Origin of the sequence: Curtobacterium sp. 458, assembly GCF_030406605.1 — a bacterium.
Classification (GTDB): Bacteria; Actinomycetota; Actinomycetes; order Actinomycetales; family Microbacteriaceae; genus Curtobacterium.
In genome coordinates, this window is sequence record NZ_CP129104.1 from 321,862 (window position 1) to 341,841 (window position 19,980).

Annotated in this window: 20 protein-coding genes; 11 read left to right on the forward strand and 9 right to left on the reverse strand. The window is 65.5% G+C overall.

The features are described 5' to 3' along the window. Window positions 1–64: 64 nt before the first annotated feature. Together QPJ90_RS01490 and QPJ90_RS01495 are read right to left on the reverse strand one after the other, a co-directional pair. Window positions 65–541 carry a hypothetical protein gene (locus tag QPJ90_RS01490; protein WP_290132706.1) on the reverse strand — a complete coding sequence of 159 codons (477 nt, stop codon included), beginning with the start codon at window positions 539–541 and terminating at the stop codon, window positions 65–67. Further along, window positions 538–1,335, reverse strand: coding sequence for a hypothetical protein (locus QPJ90_RS01495; protein ID WP_290132707.1), 798 nt, complete (start codon window positions 1,333–1,335; stop codon window positions 538–540). The genes QPJ90_RS01490 and QPJ90_RS01495 overlap by 4 nt, the downstream gene beginning before the upstream one ends. Window positions 1,336–1,617: 282 nt before the next feature. Here QPJ90_RS01495 and QPJ90_RS01500 point away from each other — a divergent pair, with 282 nt between their 5' ends. Next, on the forward strand, window positions 1,618–2,220 hold the full coding sequence (locus tag QPJ90_RS01500; RefSeq protein ID WP_290132708.1) for a hypothetical protein: 603 nt from the start codon (window positions 1,618–1,620) through the stop codon (window positions 2,218–2,220). A 68-nt stretch (window positions 2,221–2,288) separates the two neighbouring features. Continuing rightward, window positions 2,289–3,056 (forward strand): YfbU family protein, encoded by a 768-nt coding sequence (locus tag QPJ90_RS01505; RefSeq protein ID WP_290132709.1) that lies wholly within the window; start codon window positions 2,289–2,291, stop codon window positions 3,054–3,056. Window positions 3,057–3,170: 114 nt separating this feature from the next. Here QPJ90_RS01505 and QPJ90_RS01510 read toward each other — a convergent pair whose 3' ends face one another. Next, window positions 3,171–3,938: a hypothetical protein gene (locus QPJ90_RS01510; RefSeq protein WP_290132710.1), complete on the reverse strand. Its 768-nt coding sequence runs from the start codon at window positions 3,936–3,938 to the stop codon at window positions 3,171–3,173. A gap of 408 nt (window positions 3,939–4,346) precedes the next feature. Here QPJ90_RS01510 and QPJ90_RS01515 point away from each other — a divergent pair, with 408 nt between their 5' ends. Genes QPJ90_RS01515 through QPJ90_RS01545 form a run of 7 tightly spaced genes read left to right on the forward strand, consistent with a single transcriptional unit; the run spans window position 4,347 to window position 8,715 of the window. Next, a complete protein-coding gene (locus QPJ90_RS01515; protein WP_290132711.1) occupies window positions 4,347–4,940 on the forward strand; it encodes a hypothetical protein in 594 nt (197 codons plus the stop codon). Continuing rightward, a complete protein-coding gene (locus tag QPJ90_RS01520; protein ID WP_290132712.1) occupies window positions 4,933–5,250 on the forward strand; it encodes a hypothetical protein in 318 nt (105 codons plus the stop codon). The genes QPJ90_RS01515 and QPJ90_RS01520 overlap by 8 nt, the downstream gene beginning before the upstream one ends. Next, window positions 5,243–6,271: a hypothetical protein gene (locus tag QPJ90_RS01525; protein ID WP_290132713.1), complete on the forward strand. Its 1,029-nt coding sequence runs from the start codon at window positions 5,243–5,245 to the stop codon at window positions 6,269–6,271. Before QPJ90_RS01520 ends, QPJ90_RS01525 begins: the two co-directional genes overlap by 8 nt. After that, window positions 6,271–6,546, forward strand: coding sequence for a hypothetical protein (locus QPJ90_RS01530; protein WP_290132714.1), 276 nt, complete (start codon window positions 6,271–6,273; stop codon window positions 6,544–6,546). The genes QPJ90_RS01525 and QPJ90_RS01530 overlap by 1 nt, the downstream gene beginning before the upstream one ends. 38 nt (window positions 6,547–6,584) lie before the next feature. Continuing rightward, a complete protein-coding gene (locus QPJ90_RS01535) occupies window positions 6,585–7,448 on the forward strand; it encodes an antitoxin VbhA family protein (protein WP_290132715.1) in 864 nt (287 codons plus the stop codon). Next, the gene (locus tag QPJ90_RS01540) at window positions 7,445–7,690 is read left to right on the forward strand and encodes a hypothetical protein (RefSeq protein ID WP_290132716.1); all 246 of its coding nucleotides are present in this window, start codon (window positions 7,445–7,447) and stop codon (window positions 7,688–7,690) included. The genes QPJ90_RS01535 and QPJ90_RS01540 overlap by 4 nt, the downstream gene beginning before the upstream one ends. After that, window positions 7,690–8,715 (forward strand): hypothetical protein, encoded by a 1,026-nt coding sequence (locus QPJ90_RS01545; RefSeq protein WP_290132717.1) that lies wholly within the window; start codon window positions 7,690–7,692, stop codon window positions 8,713–8,715. The genes QPJ90_RS01540 and QPJ90_RS01545 overlap by 1 nt, the downstream gene beginning before the upstream one ends. A gap of 383 nt (window positions 8,716–9,098) precedes the next feature. Here the strand turns inward: QPJ90_RS01545 and QPJ90_RS17710 are convergent, their stop codons facing one another. The 3 genes from QPJ90_RS17710 to QPJ90_RS01560 form a co-directional block, all read right to left on the reverse strand. After that, a complete protein-coding gene (locus tag QPJ90_RS17710; protein WP_354670499.1) occupies window positions 9,099–9,761 on the reverse strand; it encodes an RHS repeat-associated core domain-containing protein in 663 nt (220 codons plus the stop codon). A gap of 762 nt (window positions 9,762–10,523) precedes the next feature. After that, window positions 10,524–11,228: a hypothetical protein gene (locus tag QPJ90_RS01555; protein WP_290132719.1), complete on the reverse strand. Its 705-nt coding sequence runs from the start codon at window positions 11,226–11,228 to the stop codon at window positions 10,524–10,526. 6 nt (window positions 11,229–11,234) lie between these two features. Further along, window positions 11,235–15,422, reverse strand: coding sequence for an RHS repeat-associated core domain-containing protein (locus QPJ90_RS01560; protein ID WP_290132720.1), 4,188 nt, complete (start codon window positions 15,420–15,422; stop codon window positions 11,235–11,237). On the opposite strand from QPJ90_RS01560, the gene QPJ90_RS01565 reads away from it, so the two are divergent. After that, window positions 15,409–15,762, forward strand: coding sequence for a hypothetical protein (locus QPJ90_RS01565; RefSeq protein ID WP_290132721.1), 354 nt, complete (start codon window positions 15,409–15,411; stop codon window positions 15,760–15,762). The two genes, QPJ90_RS01560 and QPJ90_RS01565, sit on opposite strands and share 14 nt — an antisense overlap. A gap of 233 nt (window positions 15,763–15,995) precedes the next feature. After that, entirely contained in the window at window positions 15,996–16,262 is a 267-nt protein-coding gene (locus QPJ90_RS01570; protein ID WP_290132722.1) for a LuxR C-terminal-related transcriptional regulator, read from the forward strand. 299 nt (window positions 16,263–16,561) lie between these two features. On the opposite strand, the gene QPJ90_RS01575 is transcribed toward QPJ90_RS01570, so the two are convergent. From QPJ90_RS01575 to QPJ90_RS01585, 3 genes are all read right to left on the reverse strand, one after another. Then, complete coding sequence (locus QPJ90_RS01575) at window positions 16,562–17,809, reverse strand: MFS transporter (RefSeq protein ID WP_290132723.1); 1,248 nt, start codon at window positions 17,807–17,809, stop codon at window positions 16,562–16,564. 466 nt (window positions 17,810–18,275) lie between these two features. Further along, window positions 18,276–18,833 carry a hypothetical protein gene (locus QPJ90_RS01580; protein WP_290132724.1) on the reverse strand — a complete coding sequence of 186 codons (558 nt, stop codon included), beginning with the start codon at window positions 18,831–18,833 and terminating at the stop codon, window positions 18,276–18,278. A 256-nt stretch (window positions 18,834–19,089) separates the two neighbouring features. After that, window positions 19,090–19,971, reverse strand: a complete 882-nt coding sequence (locus QPJ90_RS01585; protein ID WP_290132725.1) for a phosphotransferase — start codon at window positions 19,969–19,971, stop codon at window positions 19,090–19,092. Window positions 19,972–19,980 lie beyond the last annotated feature (9 nt).

Below are 19,980 nucleotides of genomic sequence, written 5' to 3' on the forward strand. Positions count from 1 at the left end.
CGGCGAAATAGCTGGCGCCTGCTTGACAGAGCCAGCGTCGCCACGGTCGACCGCCAGTCGCGCTCTACTGCTTGGACAGCCGAACCGTGGCGGAGCTGCCCGCGATACTCACGGGGAAGCTGATCTCCCCGTCCTCGTAGATGAAGTCTTTCGACGGGTCCGTCGATGCCAGCAGGGCCGAGTCGGTGGCAGCCGTGTCCCGAGTCGACGTCCAGGTGTACGGCGACTTGTCATCCGTCGGCGGAGTGAACGTGCCGACCCAGAACAGCGAGGTGGTGTCGCCGTTGTCGGTGACGAAGTTCGCCGTGATGGTGTTGTCGGAGATGGCGGCGGTCATCCAACCGTCGTCGCTTGCGGAATTGTTCTGCTTCCAGTTGCCGGTGAGGTCCGGAATCACCACCGGGTCCGGCGTCGGCGTCGATGCGGCTGCCTTTGTCGGAGTGCTGGTCTTCCCCGCCGATGCGTCAGCAGTGTTCGTCGCACTGCATCCGGCGAGCACCAGCACAGCGGCCAGGGCGATGGGAGCGATCAGTCGCTTCACTTGAACCACCCCGACACTCCGACGGTGAAAGTGTCGCACGGTGTGTCGTACAGGTCGTGACTGAATGAGACGGTCGCGTCCGCCTCGATGTCGCCGGACTCCGTGGCGTAGTCGGTGGTCGACGAGGTCAGGGTGTCACCGCTGAAGCAGTAGATCCCCACTGAGTACGGACCGGTGAGGGCCTCGCCGGTCTTGTTCATGGCGGTGCCGATGATCGACGTCCCGTTGTTGTCGGCCTGCGTGACGTTGAGCGGGGCCGAGTTGTACGAGGAGGTGTCGGCGGGCGACGTCGACGCCTTGAACTCGTACTGCACACCGGACTCCGGTACGGACGAGACGTCTTCGAAGTAGAGGTACCCGAAACCGGCCTCTCCCGGCTTCACCTGCGCCGGGACCGTGTCCTGGCTCGAGCCGCTGGCGACGACCTTGCCGCCGGCCGATGCCGTGCCGGTGAAGTCGACGTGGGAGATCGGAGCCGCGGTGTTGTTCCGGAAAGCGAACGTCAGCGTGCCACTGCCCATGCCGTCCGACTTCTCGAGGGGTGCGGTGGCCACGACGGAGACCTTCCCTGCGTCTCCGACGGCGACCTTCGGCGTCGCGTTCCCGGCGAGGTACCCGCCGGCGTTGAAGGGGAGGGCAGCGACCGTCGTCGACGTGGGAGTCGGGGAGGTAGACGAGGTCTCGCCGACGCTGCCTGCAGAGACGTTGGAGGTGGAGGACGTGCTGCAGCCGGCGAGGAGGAGCAGAGCTGCCCCTCCGAGTGCGGCCGACGCGAGCGTCTGCTTCGAGATCATGGTGAGGGGAGGGTCTCTCTTGAGCGTATGTCGAAACTGTGGTTTTGCTCAAGATAGTGGCTGGGGCAATGAGGCTCGACACCCCACTTGTGGAGCAGTGAAGAACAGCGGTTGCGCGCACGTTTGGTCACGCTCGGATAACTTTGTCGAGCGGTGGCAGGGCTCCTCGACAGGTAAAGCAACCCTTCCAGCGGCCGGCCAGCGGTGCGCGCTGCCTCTCACTTCGGCGCGGAGAGCGCCATTCGGTGCAGGGTTAGGTTGGCTAGGCCCTACCGTTAACCCGTGGCACTCCTTCGCTCGGTCATGGTCGCAGCTGCGGGGACCGCTGCACTGGACTCGAGCAACCCCCTGTCGATCACCATTGGCGCGGTTGGAGGGGTTGTCGGCGTCGTTGGCCTGTTTCTTTCGTGGTCAAGCGGACGAGCTGCAAAACGCCTCGAGCAACTCATTGCGATGGAGCAGGACGCTCGGTCGCGAGGGCCGCTTGCTGCGGATGACCTGCTTGCGGTCCGGCAGCACTGGACATTTCTCGAGCAGTTAGATGAAGAAATTCGGCTGCATCAGCAGTTCGCGCTCCGCGCCGCGAGGCGGGTCGGATCCGCCACGTCCACCGCCGCCGTCGTGGGATGGGCGCTCTACGGCGCTTTCCTTATTGCGGCGGGGTTTTACGTGGCTTCGGTCGACCGCCCCGTCTCCGATGTCGTCGCCGGCGAGTCCTGGGTGCTGGCCCTAGGAGGAGTCACGTGCTGGGTCCGCTCGATCGTGCTCGGGGCTCGGCGGTTCCGCATCTGGGAAGCTCGACGCGACACCGGTATCACGGACCTGTATTCACAGCGAACCCTCGCCCGCCTGCGTCAGATCGTCTCCATCCGACGGCCGCGCTGAGCCAGAGGAATCCACTGGCCATCTCCGTAATTTGCTGCGCCGCGTCGAGTCCGTGTACGACTTGTCGGATGCCTGAGATCTCCATCGATGACGAGACGTTCGCCTACCTCGAAGGACTCGCCGAGCGGACCGGCTTAACGGTCAGCGACCTCGTCCGCTTCGCGACCTTCCCGGCACCGGCGTCCGACTCGATCCTCGCGGTCGATGTCACGCCCGAGACGTTGACGGTGTTCCAGCGCGAACAGCTCGCCGTGCAGCACGACCTCTTCGGCTACCTGTACTTGACGCTGCCGGAGGTCGACGGTGACCGCGATGTGCTCGAGGACACCTACGACCAGCACGTGCAACTCGCCGAGATCCTCCGCAATGGGTGGACAGCCCAGTACGACCGGGTGTTCGCGAAGGTGAAGCCCGAGCTGCCGGTCCACGTGTGCGCGTTCGTGAAGAACACACTGTCGATGTTCGGAGACATCACGCTCGCGCTCGACGCGTTGCCGGCGGAGGACTACGAGACGCTCGGCAGGCATCGGGTTGCGACGTTGCAGTTCCGTGGCTTCGGATGGCGGACCGAACGCCGCCTCGCAGACTACGCCAAGCATCTGATCGTCGACGATCAGCATCACGCAGTGGTCCGCCGCTTCGCCGGGGTCGTCGATGACGACGTGACCGGCGAGTTCCCGTGGGCCGGCGAGACCGAGCGCGCGGAGGAGTACTTCCGGATGCTCGCGACGTTCGATCGACTCACTGACGGTCACGGCGTGTACGAGGACGCGCCGCTCACCCTGTCGCAGCTCACGGCTATCGCAGACGCAAGCGCCTCACCCTCCACCTCCTGACGAACCTCCCCGACGGCGAAAGCGCCGCCCACTCGTGGTGGACGGCGCTTTCGATGCCGCGGCGATGCCTTGCGTGTTGGAGGAATCCGGTACTGCTCGGCGAGGGAGGCAGTTTCAGCGGTCGAGACCGGAGCTGATCGGGCCGCGGTTCGTCCGGGTCATGACAGCCCAGACGATCTCCCAGCCCGGCTCACGGCGTGCTGGCGTCGGGTGCTTGGCGTACCAGCCGGGCTCGTAGTTCGACTCCCTCGAGTCGGCCGGGGTGCCGTCCGCGGTCACCATGGTCGCGTCGAACGCGACTCGCCGCCCAACACCCAGCAGGTGCGTCCGCACGGTCGGGGCGAACGCGTCCTCGGCCCGGTGGTCGCCGCTCTGCCGGTCGGTGAGTTCTCGGTTCGGTCGCTCCTCGTGAGCCTCGACGTGGTTGTGCATGCGGATGGGCGGGAGCGTCGCGGCAGCGACACGGTGTGCGTACCCGAAGCAGTTCGGGTCGTTTGGCGCGGGCGTCGGGGCCGGCTGCAGCGCATCTCCGTCCAGGTTGGTCTCCCCCGCGGTGCGGGGCGTGGCGACGGGCCATCCGTCGCAGTGCCAGCGCACCAGGACGTTGCCGACCTGGATGTCGGCCTCCAGCACGCGACTGCCGTGCAGGTCTGTCTCCTGCGACGCATCGCTCGTGGTGAAGGTGGCGTCCACCGCGTAGGTGTCGACGAACTGACGGCGCCAGGCACGGATCATCGGGCAGGTGAACTCCTGCCGGCCTCGGCGGCCGGCTCGGCGGAGGGCGATGCGCAGCTGCTGCAGCTCCTCGACGCTGTGGAGGTGGTGCGTCGTCTGCGTGCAGGTCGTGATGGGGGTGTTGCTGATGGTGAGGTTGCGGTCCACGGTGGTGTCCTTCAGGTCGGAGCGAGGCGGTTGCTCGCTTGCGCCACCCCTATGCGAGCTCGTGCTTGCGAGCGGGGCGCCGACACTGTTCGCGGACCTGATTTGGGACCCTAAGAGCCGTTTTGCCCCTCGTTCGTGGGTCAGAATGTTGCCTGTTCGGCGTTTTCTGACCCCCGGAGTGGGGAGTCCGGGCCGGGAGTTCGGACCGGGGCTCAGGAGTCGCTGAAGCGCATGGCGGTGACGGGTTTTCCTGCTGGTGGACTCGGCGCCGCTCGAACGGCCCCATGAATGGCTCGGGCCTCGTAGCGTGCGCAACATGCATCGCATCGCGAGTCACACCAGGAGTGCCATCATCAGTCCGACGGGGCGTCCCGAGAGGACTGCCGAGACCGGTGACGGGTCTGCGTCGTGAGTGGCGGCCCCGACGAGACGGCGCTGACCGCGAAGCAGCGTCAGCAGCTCGCCGCGATTCGTGGCATCGCGCGCATCCCGTTATCGGATCTGCGCGACCAGAGTCCCCCGAACCTCCAGGCCCTCTACGCCGAACTGCAGGACGGCCAGGCGCTGATCCCGGGCCTCAAGATGGGGCTCGGCGCTCTCACCGTCCAGCGGTGGGATCCCGCTTACGCCGCCGAAGGGTGGACCCTCTACGGTGCGGAGCTCACGCTCGACATGGGGCACCCGTTCGGGTCGATGTTCTACCGCAACGACACCGACGGCCGTGTGCTGCGCATCGGTGTGAAGTGGCACCCGCCGGTGCAGCAGCTCGAGTTCCCCGCCCTGCACCCATCGAAGCCGGAGCTCACGTCCGACTGCACGGCTGATGAAGTCGCTGCAGTCGTGTTGGATGCGCGGAGTCGGATCGGGACTCTTGTCGCGGTCAACGCGCAGATCGGGTCGTTCGTCGCCACGACGGAGTCGGAGGATGCGATCCTCGACGCGTCCGGGCTCGGGCTGAAGCGGCTCTCGGAAGACGACCCGCGGCTGGCTGGCGATGCCTGAGCGTGGGGCGGCGCTGCGGTTCGAGCCGGTGCCGTTGCGGCTGCTGTCGTTGTCGGCGCAGTTCGACGCCAGGATCTGGCCGACGGTGGCGGGGATGACGTTCACGAACTCCACCGGACGGAAGATCCTGCAACGGACCGTCAACGTCCGCACCACAGAGGACGGGTGGGTGTGCACGCTGCTCAATGGGGCCTCGCTAACGGATCCTGCTGACCCGCTGCTGGAAGCAGCGACCCAGGTGATGGACGTGCTGTCAGAGCTTCGTACGGTAGGCCGCGGTCCGGAATCGGCCGGGCCTGCTGATGTCTGACCGGCAGTGGGTGCAGACCATCCGCCACGAGCAGACGATCCTGTCGTTGCCGTTCGGGCTGGGTTACACGATCGACATCACCCAAACCCTCACAGCCCTCGCCGCTGCCGGCATGCCGGCGCGTGTGGAGGCGTTCGACCGGCTCCGATTCGACGACGGCAGGACCGCGTTCCTCGCCACCCCCGACCCGACCAGCACCGTCACCGACGACGACGGTGCTGAGGGCCGTGTGGATGATGTGATCCTCCTGCCCGGCGGTTCCGAGGGTGGGGTGCTCTCCCTGGTCCGCCGCTACCCGGACCTGGTGGTCGTGAACGGCAAACGCGGGCGAGTGTGGGCTGACGGCCGACAGGTGCACGGCACGTCATTGCAGCGGGAAGCGACCCCGGGGTGGCGGACCGTGTTCGCGATCGCCCGCAGCATCGTCATGCACGGCGGCGGCACACACGCCATCGCAGACCGCGTCGGCATCCCCTTCAATGAGGTCCGCGCCGCCATGCCAGCACTCGGCGTGCACGTCTTCCACACGCCCATCGGGTGGGAAGCCAGGGACCGACCCGCACTGGTCGACTGGGCTCTGGCGGCATACCCGGGTCCTGGCGGGATCCGTACCTGCTGGCGCAGGGACACCACCATCGACCAGCAGGCCGACCAGCTCATCAGCCTCGGCGGGGTGATGTCGGACCGGTGGGCCGCGCAGCAGTCCGGCGTCATCGTCGCGCCGGACCGGCTGACGGCGTTCTTCGCCGACCACCCCGACATGGCCGCACTCGGCTACGAACCCGCGTCAGCGGATGACGCGACGGTGAAAGTCATCGTCCCGCAGGACACCACCATCCTGACCGGCGCGGAGGGGTGCTGCACGGACGACTTCATCACCGCGCACGTCCTCTACGAGGACAGCTGGGTGGCCGCGAACACGGATGCGGTGAACGGGTTGCGGCAGCTGCTGCACTTCCGATCTGACCTCGCCCATGACCTCCGCTGGCACCCCAACAGCGGTGAGGGCGGAGTGCGCTGATGCTGCAACTGCTCTCGCTCACGCTGGCCTACGACGACACCCGATTCTTCGGCTCCGTCATGTTCACCGACCCCGACCACCCGGACGACAAGCCCGCCACGGTCCTCATCGACCACACCGACGAATCGCCCTGGTTCCGCCTCACCAACGTCGACCCCACTGCGCAGGCCCCGACGGCCCCGGAGGTGGTCGAAGCGGACCGGATCATGCGGTTCCTCCTCCGCTACACACCCGACCGCATCGGCCGCACCGCCGCCGACTTCCCACAGCCCTGACCCGCTCTGCTCACACTCACCTGTTGGAGGTTCCGCTGATGATGCGTCTGGTGTCCCTGCACCTGTCGAACGACCGGATCCTCTGGGGGCACGTCCTCCTCGAGGACACCGACAACCCCGACGGCGGCCTGGCGCAGATCCTCATCCGGCCCGTCAACGGGGAGCCCGGGTACGAGCTCTACGACAACACCAACACCGTCCTGACTGACCTCACTGTGCCGGCGGTGCGGGAAGCGAACCGCATCGTGCAGACCCTCCTCATCCCCGCCTCCGAGATCGCGCGCAGGGAGAAGTCGGTGCGGACGGTGATTCACTCCGGCTACTTGGAAGGGTTCCCGGATGACATGCCGTGGCAGTCGCAGCTGTGGATGTACGCCCGCGGGGAAGTCACCCGTGAACAGCTCTCCGCGTACGCCGACGAAGGCCGACAGCTCCCCCGACAACCCGAACACTCCCCCGTCGCACCAGCGGACGTGCCCGAGGACTGGTGGCAGACCACGCAAGCCCGCATCCGCCGGAACCTCCTCGAGACGACGCTCACCGAACCCGAAGTCGCCGCCGCCTTGCAGGTCAGCATCGACGACGTCGGGGCCCTGTTCGAGGCGAACCGGCTGCTCAGCTTCGACCTCGACGGTGAAGAACGTATCCCCGACTGGCAACTCGTCAAGCCCGCCCTCCCCGAGCTCGGCGACCCGGCGTCACTGCTGCCAGGCCTCGACGTCCTCTACGCGGCAGCACCACAACCGCTCCTCGACGCGGCAGCGATGACGGAGTTCATGACCACACCCCTGGACTTCCTCACCGTCGACGAACGAGTCCTGACACCGCTCGACTGGATGCGGGAAGGACGACCGCTGACGACGATCATCGCCCTGTTCCGCGGCCGACGGTGGCGGCCATGAGCAGCAGACCGGATCTGTTCCTCCTGAACGTCGCGTTCGACGTCACCGGCGTCCACGGGCACGTGTTCTTCCGCGACCCACCCAGCACCACGCTGCGGCAGGTCATCATCCGCAGTACCGAGACCGGCACCATCTGCGGACCAGCTCACGGTGACACCCGCGACGGGTGGGAACCGTTCCTCGAAGAGACCCGGTGGCTCATCGCCCTCACCCAGCCCGACACCCCGGAAGAGCGCAGCTGATGGGCCCGCGGCTTGAATGGGTCGCCGCCGCGTACTCCGGCCGGCCGCAGATCACGCTGCCGTACGGGCTCGGCGACTCCACGGACCTGACCCTCGCCCTCTCCGTGCTCAAGCTCGCCGGGCTTGCCGCGGTGATCGAGTCGCACGACACGATCCGCCTGCCCGACGGCCGCAGGGCACGCTTCCCGTCGTTGACGCAGCGACCGCGCGGTGAAGACGTCGACGCTGACCTGCTGCTGCTGGCGCCGCGCACCGTGACAGCGACGCAGATCGCTCTCGCCGAGCAGACCGACACCGTGCTGCTCGTCGACGTCGACCGACGCCGGGTCTGGATCGACGGCGAACAGGTCCTCGGCGTGCGCGACCGGTGGAAGGACGCCGCACCCATCTACGTCACGTTCGCTGTCGCACGCCTCCTCGCCGTCAACGGCTCCACCTTCGACGGACTGGTGCGAGCCGGTCTCACCCCAGGGCAGGTGGACGACGCGCTCGCTCGCCTCGGCAAACGCGTGCACCGCACCGACATCGGATGGGAATCCCGGCAGGTCGGCGGGCTCATCGACTTCGCCATCGCCTGCTACCCCGGACCCGGCGGCGTCCGAACCCGGTGGACGTCCGACCTGCCGCTCATCGAGCAAGCGGAACGGCTCATCAGCGCCGGCTGCCGCATCTCCGGCCGCGCCATCTCCGACCGGCCCGGCTACCCGGCCATTAGCAAACGGGAGATGCCGTACCGGGTCGTCGCGTTCACCGAGCTCGAAGTCGACATGAAAGCGCTCGGCTTCACACCCGACACGGTTGGCTTCGCCGGCACCGAACTCATCCTCCCCGCGGACCCGACCATCGTCCTCACGGGCGCCGCCGCCGGATACGCGGACCGAACCGACGACATCATCACCGCCAACACGCTCCTCCGCGCCGACCTGCGCAACGACGACGACGCGGCATCGATTGACGAAGTCCGGAGCCGGCTACAGTTCCTCGCCGACACCGGCTACGACCTACGGCATAACCTGCCGAGCTGAATCGCGTCGCCCGCGCCCTGCCCATGACACGCACGTCTTGTCGCCCATGCCATCGTCTCCAAGTCCCGACGACGACGCTCCCGGTGTCGGTACCTCTCAAGGTACCGACACTTTTGCTGACAGAGGCGGGAGATGGCTCCAGTCGAACCCGTATTGCTCAATACGATCAGTGCTGCAGCAGTCCGGCGAGCTTCATATGACTGATTTCTACTCTCGTTTCTCGCCCCGGGATCGTGATTTGAGCGAAGCATCGAGCGCCCAGACGAACCCGAGCACTATGACTGGGATTACCCAGAGCAGAGGCAGACGCAGCGCAACAAGTACCACCGCTCCGACTAGCGCCGCGACGCAGACGACGATCCAGCGAATAACCGGCCGGGGGCTCATAGTCGAACCTTGGGGAAGAACCGGCCGGCTGGTCCCAACGCACCGCCGACTGCGCCAGTTCCTTGACCATTCAAGAACGCCTCCTGGGTATCGTCACCGTTGAGGGCTGCGGTAGTTGCCGATCCCACAGCCGAACCAATCGAGGATCCAAGGAATCCGGCGAAATAGACGCCCGCTCCACAACCGGCACCTGCTGTCACACCGCACACTACGGTAGCGACTGCAGCTCCTGCGGCGGCACCGGCAAAGATCCCTGCGACGTCAGCGCCCGAGACGCGTCCAGTTGGATCCGCGAGATTGATTGGATCGCTTCCGGCGTAGGCGTATCGGTTGGCGTTGGTCGGGCTGAGTGGTGCGTCGAGGGTGTCGCGTTCTATCCACCCGCCGGTGGCGCTGGACTTCCACCGGTATCCGAACTTGGTGAGCCCGTTGTCGGTGTTGCTTGAGCGGAGGCCGGCCTTGAATCCGTATGGGTTCTGCTGCCACTGGATGCTGGTCTTGTCCTGGTCGGTGGATGCGCTCCGCTCCGTACGGGTCGTAGTGCACCTCGTACGCCTTCGCGCCGGCGTCGGTGATTGCGGCGGTCGGGTTCCCGATTCCGTCGACGACCCACATGCTCGTGGTCCCGTCCGTGGTCTGCAGATCCATCGGCTGCCCAGTCACGGGGTCGCTGATCACGGATGCGGTGCCCGTGCCGGCGACGGTGCGGCTGCTGATCACGGGAACACCGTTCTGGTCGGTGGCGCCATACGTGTAGTCGTACTCCGCACCCCCGTCCGTGGACTGCGACAGCAGCTTGTTCATGTCAGCGCCCGCGTACTCATACGTCGTGGTGACGCCGTCCTTCGTGGACGAGGTCAGCTGCTGCGCACCGTTGTAGGTGAACGTCTGCCCCGGCGCCTTGGTAAGGTTCCCGACCTTGTCGTACGAGTACCCGTCTGTGGTGATCTGCCCGACCGCGTTGTATGTCAACGTCTGCGAACTCGTCCGATCCCCGGTTTCCTTCGCGGTGAGCTGGTTCCCGGCCTTGTCGTACGTGTACGCCCAGGTGACGTTCGTGCCGCCCGCGGCCTGCGCGGCCTTGGTAAGGCGGCTATTGGAAGGAACACTTCAGTACCCTCCGGCTGTAGATACCAGCTCCTCGGGATGATCCGCATAAAGATCCGGCTGGGTGTCATGCAAGTCGTATTCCAAACATGCGGCCGACGCCCTTGAATGCTACGTTTGCGATGTATCCCGGCTTCATGCTGCTTTTACCGACGCTCACTGCCCCGTGGCCGAGCTGGAAGTTGTAGTTCTCCGGCTGGTGGCCGCAGGGCATCGGGTAGAACGCATTCTTACCGAATACTCGGCCGATAAACCGCCAATTCTAGTCGTGAGAAATGTGCCGGGTTATCTCGTTGCACCTATGCGGCTGTTAGTCATGTATTACAGGTGTACTTCACTCCCCGCACCACATGCACTCCATCACCGAGGCTAGAGCAGACCTGGAAGGCGTGAACAAACTCGGGAACGATCAGCATTACTGCAATAACCGTCAAAAGCACTGTCGCAAGCGCCACGATAATTCCAGCTAGCGCGATAGCACGCCCTTCGTTGACGCGCCCAAGGCGAATAAATGCGACCGCACTCAGAACTATCCCGGCCAGGTCTGTCAGCGGAAAAATACTTAGGATCAGGCCGGTTCGAGCGAGCGACCGTAACTTCCTCAGATCATTTTGCTCGACTGCACTTGGCGAGGGTTCGAAAAACCGCGCTGACGACCGAGAAAACAAAATACCACCTCCGACTACCCCCATCCCCGTTGGCGCTAACAAGAACTGCGGAGCAGGACCCATGATACCCACAAGCGAGAGACCGATCAGCCAGTATCGTGCGGACGGTTTACCGCGGATAAGTGCCACCCCAACGACAACCAAAGCAAACACTATGCATATCTGAATTGCAAAGTTAAAGATGATTTGGTTCGGCTTCACAACTGGGGAAGAAACAACGTCATCTCCTGCGATAAACAACCCTGCGAGAACGAGTCGTACAACGACTGCCGCTCCGATCAGGGCGAACGCCACAGCTACGATTGGTGGCGTTTGCTTCTTCATCGAGTTTTCTTGCATGTCTTTTGTCATCAACGATCAGAAGGTTGCTGTGAGGTCTCGTTCGAGGGAACATTTGACTTCTTCCGAGTAATCAGACTGCTCTCCCACAGACCACCCTCCGGAGCTGGAGTAACCGAGTCCGTAGTTGCCCAGTTCGCACTCGAAATCAGTCTCAGCACCGCGTTCGACCTCTCCGGAGTGCTCGGCTGTGCCGACCGAGAATCCCTCCCCCGCTCCAACGCTCGTTGAAAATCCCCAGGGTCCCCCGTCGTCGGAGACGTCCAGCGAGGGACCAAGACAGACGTCGAGGCAGAGGTCCAAGCCATAAGAGGTGTACGAGTTGCCCGCAGGGTCGCTGCCATTGGTGGGGTCGTCGCCGGCGTAGGCGTACCGGTCTGCGTTGTTGGGGTCGAGGGGCGCGTCGAGAGTGTCGCGTTGGGTCCAGGTACCGGTGGTGGGTAGGTACCAGCGGAGCCCGAAGCGGACGATGGCGTTCTGGGTTTGGCTGGCTCGTGCTCCGACCTTGAACCCGAAAGGGTTCTGCGTCCAGAACGGGCTGGTGCTGCCCGTGGTGACGTCGCCGGTGCCGTATGGGTCGTAGCTGACGGTGAAGGCGTTGCTGCCGGTGTCGGTGAGTGCACCGACCTGGTTGCCGATGCCGTCGACGACGAACGCTGCGGTGTCGCCGTTCGCGTCGGTGAGGTCCAAGACCTGTCCGGACGGGTTCGCGAGGACTCGAGAGGTCGATCCGTTGCTGGTGAACGTGTCGATGCCGGACTGCCCGTACGTGTAGGACGTGGTCGTCGACCCGGTCGTGGCGGTCAGCAGCTGGTCCTGGGCTGCTCCCGCGTAGGTGTAGTTCGTGGTCGTTCCGTTCAGGGTCTCGGAGGTGAGTTGCTCTGCTCCGTTGTACGCGTACGTCGCGCCGGGTGCTGCGGTCATGTTGCCCGCTGCGTCGTAGCTGTACCCGGCGGAATCGATCTGGTCGTTCACGTTGTACGACAGGGCCTGGTTGAACGTCGCCGCCCCGGACTCGGTCGCGGCGGTTCGGTTCCCGTCGGCGTCGTAGGTGTACGCCCAGTTGACGTCGTCCGTGCCCCCGGTTTGTGTAACGCCGGTGAGACGGGTGGTGCTGTTGCCGTTCGAATCGACGTACCCGTAGTGGGTGACTTTCCCCGTCAGGGTGTCGGTGGCGCTTTGCAGCTGGTTCGAGGATGCGCCCGAAGCGGTCGTGTAGGAGTACGTCGTGTCGAACACCTTATTCGCGTCCTGGCCAGTGGAGGCGACGACCTCGCTCTCACGGCCTGTGCCCTGGTCGTACGTGGTGTGGATGTGTCCCTGGAACGATGTCGGCTGCGTGTTCGTCGCGTTGGTCGTGTTGCTCGCGTTCGCGCCGGCTGCCGTGTAGGCGTCGGTGAGTCGGCTCTGCGAGTCGATCTTGTACCGGTCGGTTTCCGTGCCGGACCCATGCGGGTACGTCATCGCCCAAAGCACGTTCGCCGCGTCGTACGCGTAGGTCACCGTGCCTGCACCGTTGGTGCTGGTGAGCTCATTGCCGACCCGGTCGTACGTGTACGAGATCGTCGACCCGCCGGCGGAGTTCTGCGTGCTCGTCAAGTGGCCGACCGGATCGTAGGTGTTCGTGATCGTCCCACCCGCGGAGGCGCTGGTGAGCTCGTTGCCGTTGCCGTCGTAGGTGTTCGTGACTGTTGTGGTGCCATCCGAGAAGGACTCCGTGAGCTGCCGGTCATCGTCGTCGTAGGTGTACGAGGTCGTGTGGCCGTTGCCGTCGCTCTCGGATGCCATCCGCCCATACCCGTCGTACGTGTACGTCTTCGTGCCGAGCTGCGTCCCGGTGTTCGCCGCGATCGTCGGAGGCGTCACGGTCTTCAGCTGCGAATTCGCGTCGTAGCCGTACTGCGTCGAGAGGTTCGCTGCTTGGTTCCCCGGCGACGTAGCGCTCTTGAGGGTGCCGTTCGTGTTGCGCGTCAGGGTTGCCTGCGACGCCGAGCTCGGTCCGCTGCCGCCGCTGCCGTTCACCGAGCTGCCGCTGATCCCACCCTGCGTGTCGTAGGAGATCTTCGTGGTGTTGCCGTCGCCGTCGGTCGTCTGACTGGGCAGGTACGCCGCCGCGCCAGAGTTGGCGTACGTCGCGGTCGCCGCTGGGCCGGTGGTCTGGCTGCCAGACGCTCCGGACGTGGATTGCACCTGTGTCAGCGACACCTTCTTCGACGTCGCAGTGTTGCCGCTCCATGTCCCGTTCGTCGTCGTCGACTCACTACCCGAGCCCGCTGTCGTGGAGGCTGCAGCGTTGTTGTCCGGGTTGTAGGACGCCGACCGGGTGTTGCCGTCCGGGTCAACCGCGCTCAACACATCGTGGGTAGACGGGTCGAGGGTGTAGTCGGTGTGCGCGACGGACGCGACCGACTGGGTGCTGTCCGTGTTCGGGGACGCGACCTGCGTCTCCGTGCTCGAGACGTAGCTGAACCGTGTGGCCGCGGTGGCGGATGTTGCGGTCGGCTGGTCGACCTCGGTGACCTGGTCGGAGCCGTTGTAGGTGAACGTTGTCTTCCCGCCGTCCGGTGCTGTGACCGAGGTCAGGTCAGTGCCGGAGTAGGTGAAGGTGGTGGTCTTCCCGTCGGCGTCGACGAACGAGGTGATGTTGCCGCTGCTGTTCTTCGACCACGACACGGTGCGGGTGTTGGTCCCGTCGGTCTGGCTGATCGTGGTCGTGCCGTTGCTGTACGCCACCGACGCAGTCCGAGCCGCAGAAGGGCCAGCGTTCGTGACGACGGTGCTCAATAGGTAATTGTTGTAGTTCAGGTCCACCTCGTTCGAGTAACGGTCGATGACACTGGTTGGCTGACCGGCGAGGTTGAAGTGGACGACCTGGTTGGAGGTCCAAGACGTCAGCTTGTAGCCACCCGATGTTTGCACGAGCGTGGCGTCCAGGCCGGCCGGGGCGGTGAATGTCCCGCCGGCGCCGGCGGTAAACTGCCACGTCGACCCGTCCGGCCCGGTGTAGACGACTCCGTTGGCGTTGTTCGACAGGGACCCGGCGCCGTCGAGCGCGTACGCCCATTTGTTCGCATCCGGCGCGACCGTGCTGGCCGTCTCCGTTCCGCGGGAGTTGTATGCGGCGCCGATGGCGACGGAACTGGTGACGCCGGTCATCGTCAACGCATTGGTCGAGAGCAGCAGATTGCCGGTCGCGACGTCGACCTGCGCGCTGGTGCGGTCATCGACCGGGAACGACAGGTTCGTCGCCGACGACCGCGACCCGGTCAGGTTCGTCGTCGACGGGCCCGTGGGAAGCGCGTTGTACCAGCCTTCGACGAGCACCTGGTAGTCGGTGGTCGATGACGTGTAGAGGTCGATCTTCCCGTTCGTGCCGACCGCGACGATGATCGTGTTCGACCGGATGTCGTTTCCGCTGAAGTTGATCGACGTGGTCGGCGGCTTCGCTGCCCCGTCCGCCCACATCTCCGCGTTCCCACCGCTGCTGCCTGAGTTGATCGCAGTGAGCTGCAGCGCGACGGCGGAGACCCCGTGGCCGAGGCCCGGGACGCCGGCGACACCATCAGCGGTGATGACGGTCGTCGACCCAGCAGTCGGTGTGGTGTTCCCGGACGCGCGGCTGTCGTGCAAGCCGGCTCCGGACGCCGGGGTAAAGGATCCGCCGACAGTGGTCGCGGCGAAGTACCCCTGCACGTCGATGACGATGTTGACCGTGCCGCCCGTGTTCGCGATCGTCACCTGCCCGGACGAGCTCAACGCGACCTGCACCGTGTTCGACGTCGCGATCCCAGAACCCGCGACGTAGTGCAGCGACTCGGAGGGCTTGGTTCCGCCTGCCGGATACGGCGTGACGTACCCTGCTGTCGACGACCCGTTGACGACGATGATGTTCGCCGCGACCGCTGACGCGGTCGACGCAACACCGCCCTGACCGCCGACCTGCACTGTCAGCGACCCACCCGACGGAATCGTCGCTTGCGCGGCACCGGTCCCGTTCCGCGTATCGACGATCCGCGTTCCCGGCAGCGGAACGAAGCCGCCCGGAGCAACCCCGGCGCCTCCACCGGTGGTCGTGTAGTAGCCCTGCACGTCGAGGTACAAGATCCCGCTCGTGTCTGCTTCCACCTGGATCGTGCCGTTCGCGCCGACCGCGAGCGTTGACGTGTCCGACGCTGCCCCTCGACCATCACTGTTGTACGTCACCATCAACGTCGAGTTCGTCGACGAGTCAGGACGGCCGTGCAGCTGCCCCTCACCGCTCGCCCCCGACACCGTCGCGTTCAAGACGACAGCGCCGGCAGACCCATCCGACGGCACACCAGCAAGCCCAGCGACCTGCACAGTCGTCCACGCCCCCGCCGTCAGCGCATGCCCACTGACGATCCGACCCGAGGTCACCACGAACTGTCCCCCGGTACCCGACGTCGACGCCTGCGCCGGAGCCGCCGCGACGAACATCGAGGTGAGCATCGCACCAAGCACCGCGACAACCGCAAGCACAGCAACCCAGAGCAGCCGGAACCGGCCAGACAACAACGACACGTGAGCCCCTCACTTCGCGGCCGCAAGCACCGCGGAGTCCTACCTGAGCCGCCCCAAAACCTCAGAAAGAAGTACGCGCCCAGAACTACGTGCACCGTATGCGCCGCCGAACAACAATCGTTACGGGATCGGCCGAAGACTATGTGATCCGATAGTCCCCAAGCGAGGCGATGACCCCACAACGGGGGGGTTCGGTGCACGTATCGGCCGCATCGCCGTCGGTCGTACTGTCAGCAGGTGGGGACCGAAGACCGAGACGCGGCACGGCGGAAGCTGTCAGCCGAGGAACTCGCCGTGCTCCAAGGCATCGCCCGCGGCGACGACTTCAACACTATCGCCCGCAAACTCTCACTCGCACCCGCAACGATCGCCTACCACGCGACAAAGCTTCGGCGGCTCCTCAACGCACCAAACCTGCCCGCTCTCGTCGCCATAGCCTTCGTGATCGGGCTCCTGACCAACGACGTCGTCGGGCTCGACTTCCTGCTCGACCTCAGCGAGTGATCAGCTCGGCCCGACGGCTTCGCCGGCGCTGACGACATCAACAACTCCAACACACTCCTCCGCGCCGACCTGCGGAACGACGACGACTCGGCATCGCTGCCAGAAGTACGGAACCGGCTGCAATTCCTCGCCGACATTGGATACGACCTACGGCACAATCTGCCGAGCTGATACGGCCCACTGGCGGGCTTCCCGACGTTCGTTTAGGGCAGCCCGGTGAGAATCAAAACGGACGGGCTATCTGCGACTCGACGACCCGCGGCAAGCAGACGGGCCACGGCTGGCCGATGAGCCACCGTCTATTGGAAGGCGTTTGTCCGCAATGGAGAGCACGTAGCAACTAGCACGGCGCCGGCGAAGACTAGTGTCACCGCGAGCAACGCGAAGCCGTCACCAGCAACGGTCATGAGAGCGCCGCCACCCACTGCTCCTGCAGCCGCGAGCGTTCGGTTCGCGCTGCGCATCGTGCCGTTCATGCGCCCGAGGAGTGCGTCCGGTGTGACGCTCTGGCGGAGGCTCATCTCGTTCGCGTTTTCGCACCCCGCGGCAGCGCCGTGAACGGCGAAAGCGACGAAGAGGACCACGACAGTCGCCGGGGGTGCTGCAACGCCGACACCGAGGGTTGCGAGTGTGACGGCTGCCCACGCGACGGGATACGCGGCTCGTGCGGCGATGATCGTGCGGCCAGCACCGAATCGGACGCCGAGACGCGGAGCAGCAGTCGCGCCGAGGAGCATTGCGACGCCGCTCACGGCGATGATCGCTCCGTAGACGGCCGCCGGGAGTGCGAGCGTGCGGAGCGCGAGGGTCGCGAACACTGTCAGGGCGGCGGCGTTGGCGAGGAACCAGAGGTGGGTGGACATGGCCAGCGGTGCGAGCGTCGGGTGCCCGTAGGTCCACCGCAGGCCATCGGCGATCTCTCCCCGGAGCCGCGAACCGACTCGGCGGGCGGGCATCTGCTCGTTGACGGGCACCCGCGCGATGAGCAGCGCGTCGACGATGTAGCTCACGGCGTCGATCGCGATCGCCACCGGTGCAGTCACGATACTGACCAGGACGCCTCCGAGCGCTGGGCCCGCGGTCTGTGCGGCTGCGTCGCTCTGGTCCACCCGAGCGTTGGCCGCCAGGAGGAGGTTCCGGGGCACGATCCGCGGCAGGAGCGACTGGGTGGCGGCGAAGCCCACGACGGAGAGGATGCCGAACACGAACAGCGCCGCAGCCGTGGCCCAGAGGTTCAGGACCCCGGTCAGCCAAAGGACCGGAATCGTGCCGAGGCACGCGCCGCGGCCGACACTCGCCCAAATCAGCAGCGGCTTCCGTTGCACACGGTCGACGTAGGCGCCGACGATCAGACCGAACAGTGCGTACGGAAGGAACTGGGCGGCATTCACCAGCCCCACCTCGAAAGGACTGGCATGCAGCACCGTGACCACGAGAACCGGAACAGCGACTGCACTCACCGCCGATCCGAAGGAGGAGACCGTTGCGGCAGACCAGTACGAGCGGAAACCGGGAACCCGACGCAGCGTGCTCACGACGTCGCCCATGAGCTAACGCTGACAGAGTGCGTCTCTCCGAGCAAGCAAATGCACGTCAGGAACCCCGTCCGATAGCCGATGGCTCATCGGACGTCGCCGCTGATGACCTCCGACATCGCCCGCAGCGAAGTGAGGCCTACGGACCCGGCCCGGCTCGAACGGGCAGCCACCCTCGCCATGCTGCGGGCAGGACGCATCCTTACCGGGTAGATGCGCCTTGGGCGGGTTCCCGTGGATGCTACCGCCCCTCAGCGACCGATCATTGTCTCGATGAATGATCGACTGGCGAGACGGAGCTCAAGATCCGTCGGGTTGCCTCATTGCGTCGAAAGCTTTGCGCCTTCGGTGCTCGCGATGAACGGCGGCTGCGGATCGAAGTTCACGGCCGATCGCGAGACCTCGCTGCGGGCAACTCGCGACGGGCATGAGGTCAGCGCGAAGCTAGGCGCTCTCCGCCCGAACCCCGCGAGGGGTCTCAGGGGCCGGCGGTCGAAGACTGGAAGCGGATGGAGTCCGACATCTGGTCGAGTTCCCTGTCGGCGACGAGGCGCCGCGGTCGATAATACCGATGATCGAAGCGGTCTTCCTCGCTGATCCCAGGACCAAACTCAAAATCAGCGATCCAAACGGTGGGACCGGTAGTCCCCAGATACCGCAGCCAAAGGCGTTCGACGGCGCCGGGACCGGGAATGAAGCCCGGAAGTCCCACACTCTGCATCGGACCTCGGTGCCCGAAAGACAGCCCTCTGCTGGTCAGGGACATGCCGTCGAGCACATCAAGGCGGCGCGTCCCTTCGACCCCACCTACAAGCCGCCAAGCAAGGACGAGACCCTCCGCTCTGTGCGGCGACACGTTCTCGATTACGGCGTAGCGCTGACCAAATTCCTCCTTCAAAAAGAGCTCGACCTTGGGCTTGCTCGCGTAGCTCAACGCCCTCGTGGCCTGCTGCGCGGCAGAGGCCGACTCTTTAGCCGCTTGATTACTCGCCAGAGCCGAGAGGAGAGCAGCGATAGTCGCGAGTGCTGTCGCCATCGATGCGACGACCGAGAGCCGTCGACCATCAAGTGGGAGGAAGTAGGTAGCCGCAAGGACAGCCGCCGCGATCACGAGGATGAGCAGAGTCCGACGTGGGCGCATGCATCAGACCCAACTACACACGTTCGGGCGACGCAGGTAGGAGCCGCGGCGATTCGACCACAATGGCGTGCTACTGGTGCCGAGAGACGCACCGAGCTCGGTCGGATCAGCATCGCAAGGGCCGAGGCGTAGTCGTTCGAAAGGCGATCGGCTATTGCGACGGGCGGTGCTCGGCGGCTTCGCTATCGGCTTCGACCCGATGGAGTACTCGTTGAGTCCGCTCGCACATGTGCTCGAATCGGGGCAGGGATCTGTTCGCTGCATGCCAGGCGAGGTTGTTCAGGCATGCTCCGACGGTCGCGGTGATGAATGCGGCTGGACCGGACGCTGAAGCACCGGCGACGGCCAGACGTCGGATGACGGTTTCCGGAGCGTGACCGCTGATGACACACTGCCGGTACAGGTCAGTTAGATCCAGTACGCGGTGGCCACGTCCGACCGTCTCAGCATCGATGAATCGAGACTCGCCGGATGGTGTGACGATGATGTTCGACGCGCTGAGATCGCCGTGGACGATGTCGTCGCTGGTCAGCTCGGCTGTTCCCGCGACCGCGACGAGCGAGCGTGCAGTCGCCGCTACCAGTGCTCCGGCTTCCGACCGGCGTGCGACGTCTGCGAACCATGGATGTTGGTCCGTTGTGACGGCGACGATCTGCGCGGCATGGTCGTACGCGCCCGCAACAGCCAAGCCGCCTTGCCGCCGGTTCGCGGCGATCACCGCATCGATCGCGGCGTCCTTTGAGATGTCGAGGACGGTGCCGGGGATGAACTGCTGGAGGTGGAAGGCGCCGTCGCCGAGCGGTCCGACTGCCAGCCAGTTCGCGACCGACCAGTCCGCCTGCGTCAATTGCATGACACGAGCGGCAGTGAGCACCCGAGCGGCTTTGTCCGGGTCGGGCTGGACTTTTACCACTACGGGGCCGACCGAAGAGTCTGCCAGCAGCGCGCCGCCCTGCTCTCCACCGGCCAGGCGCCGTCCGTTGGTCAGGACGTAGCCGGAGACGTCGGAGATCCGGTCCAGCAGGTCACGCATCTCCTGATG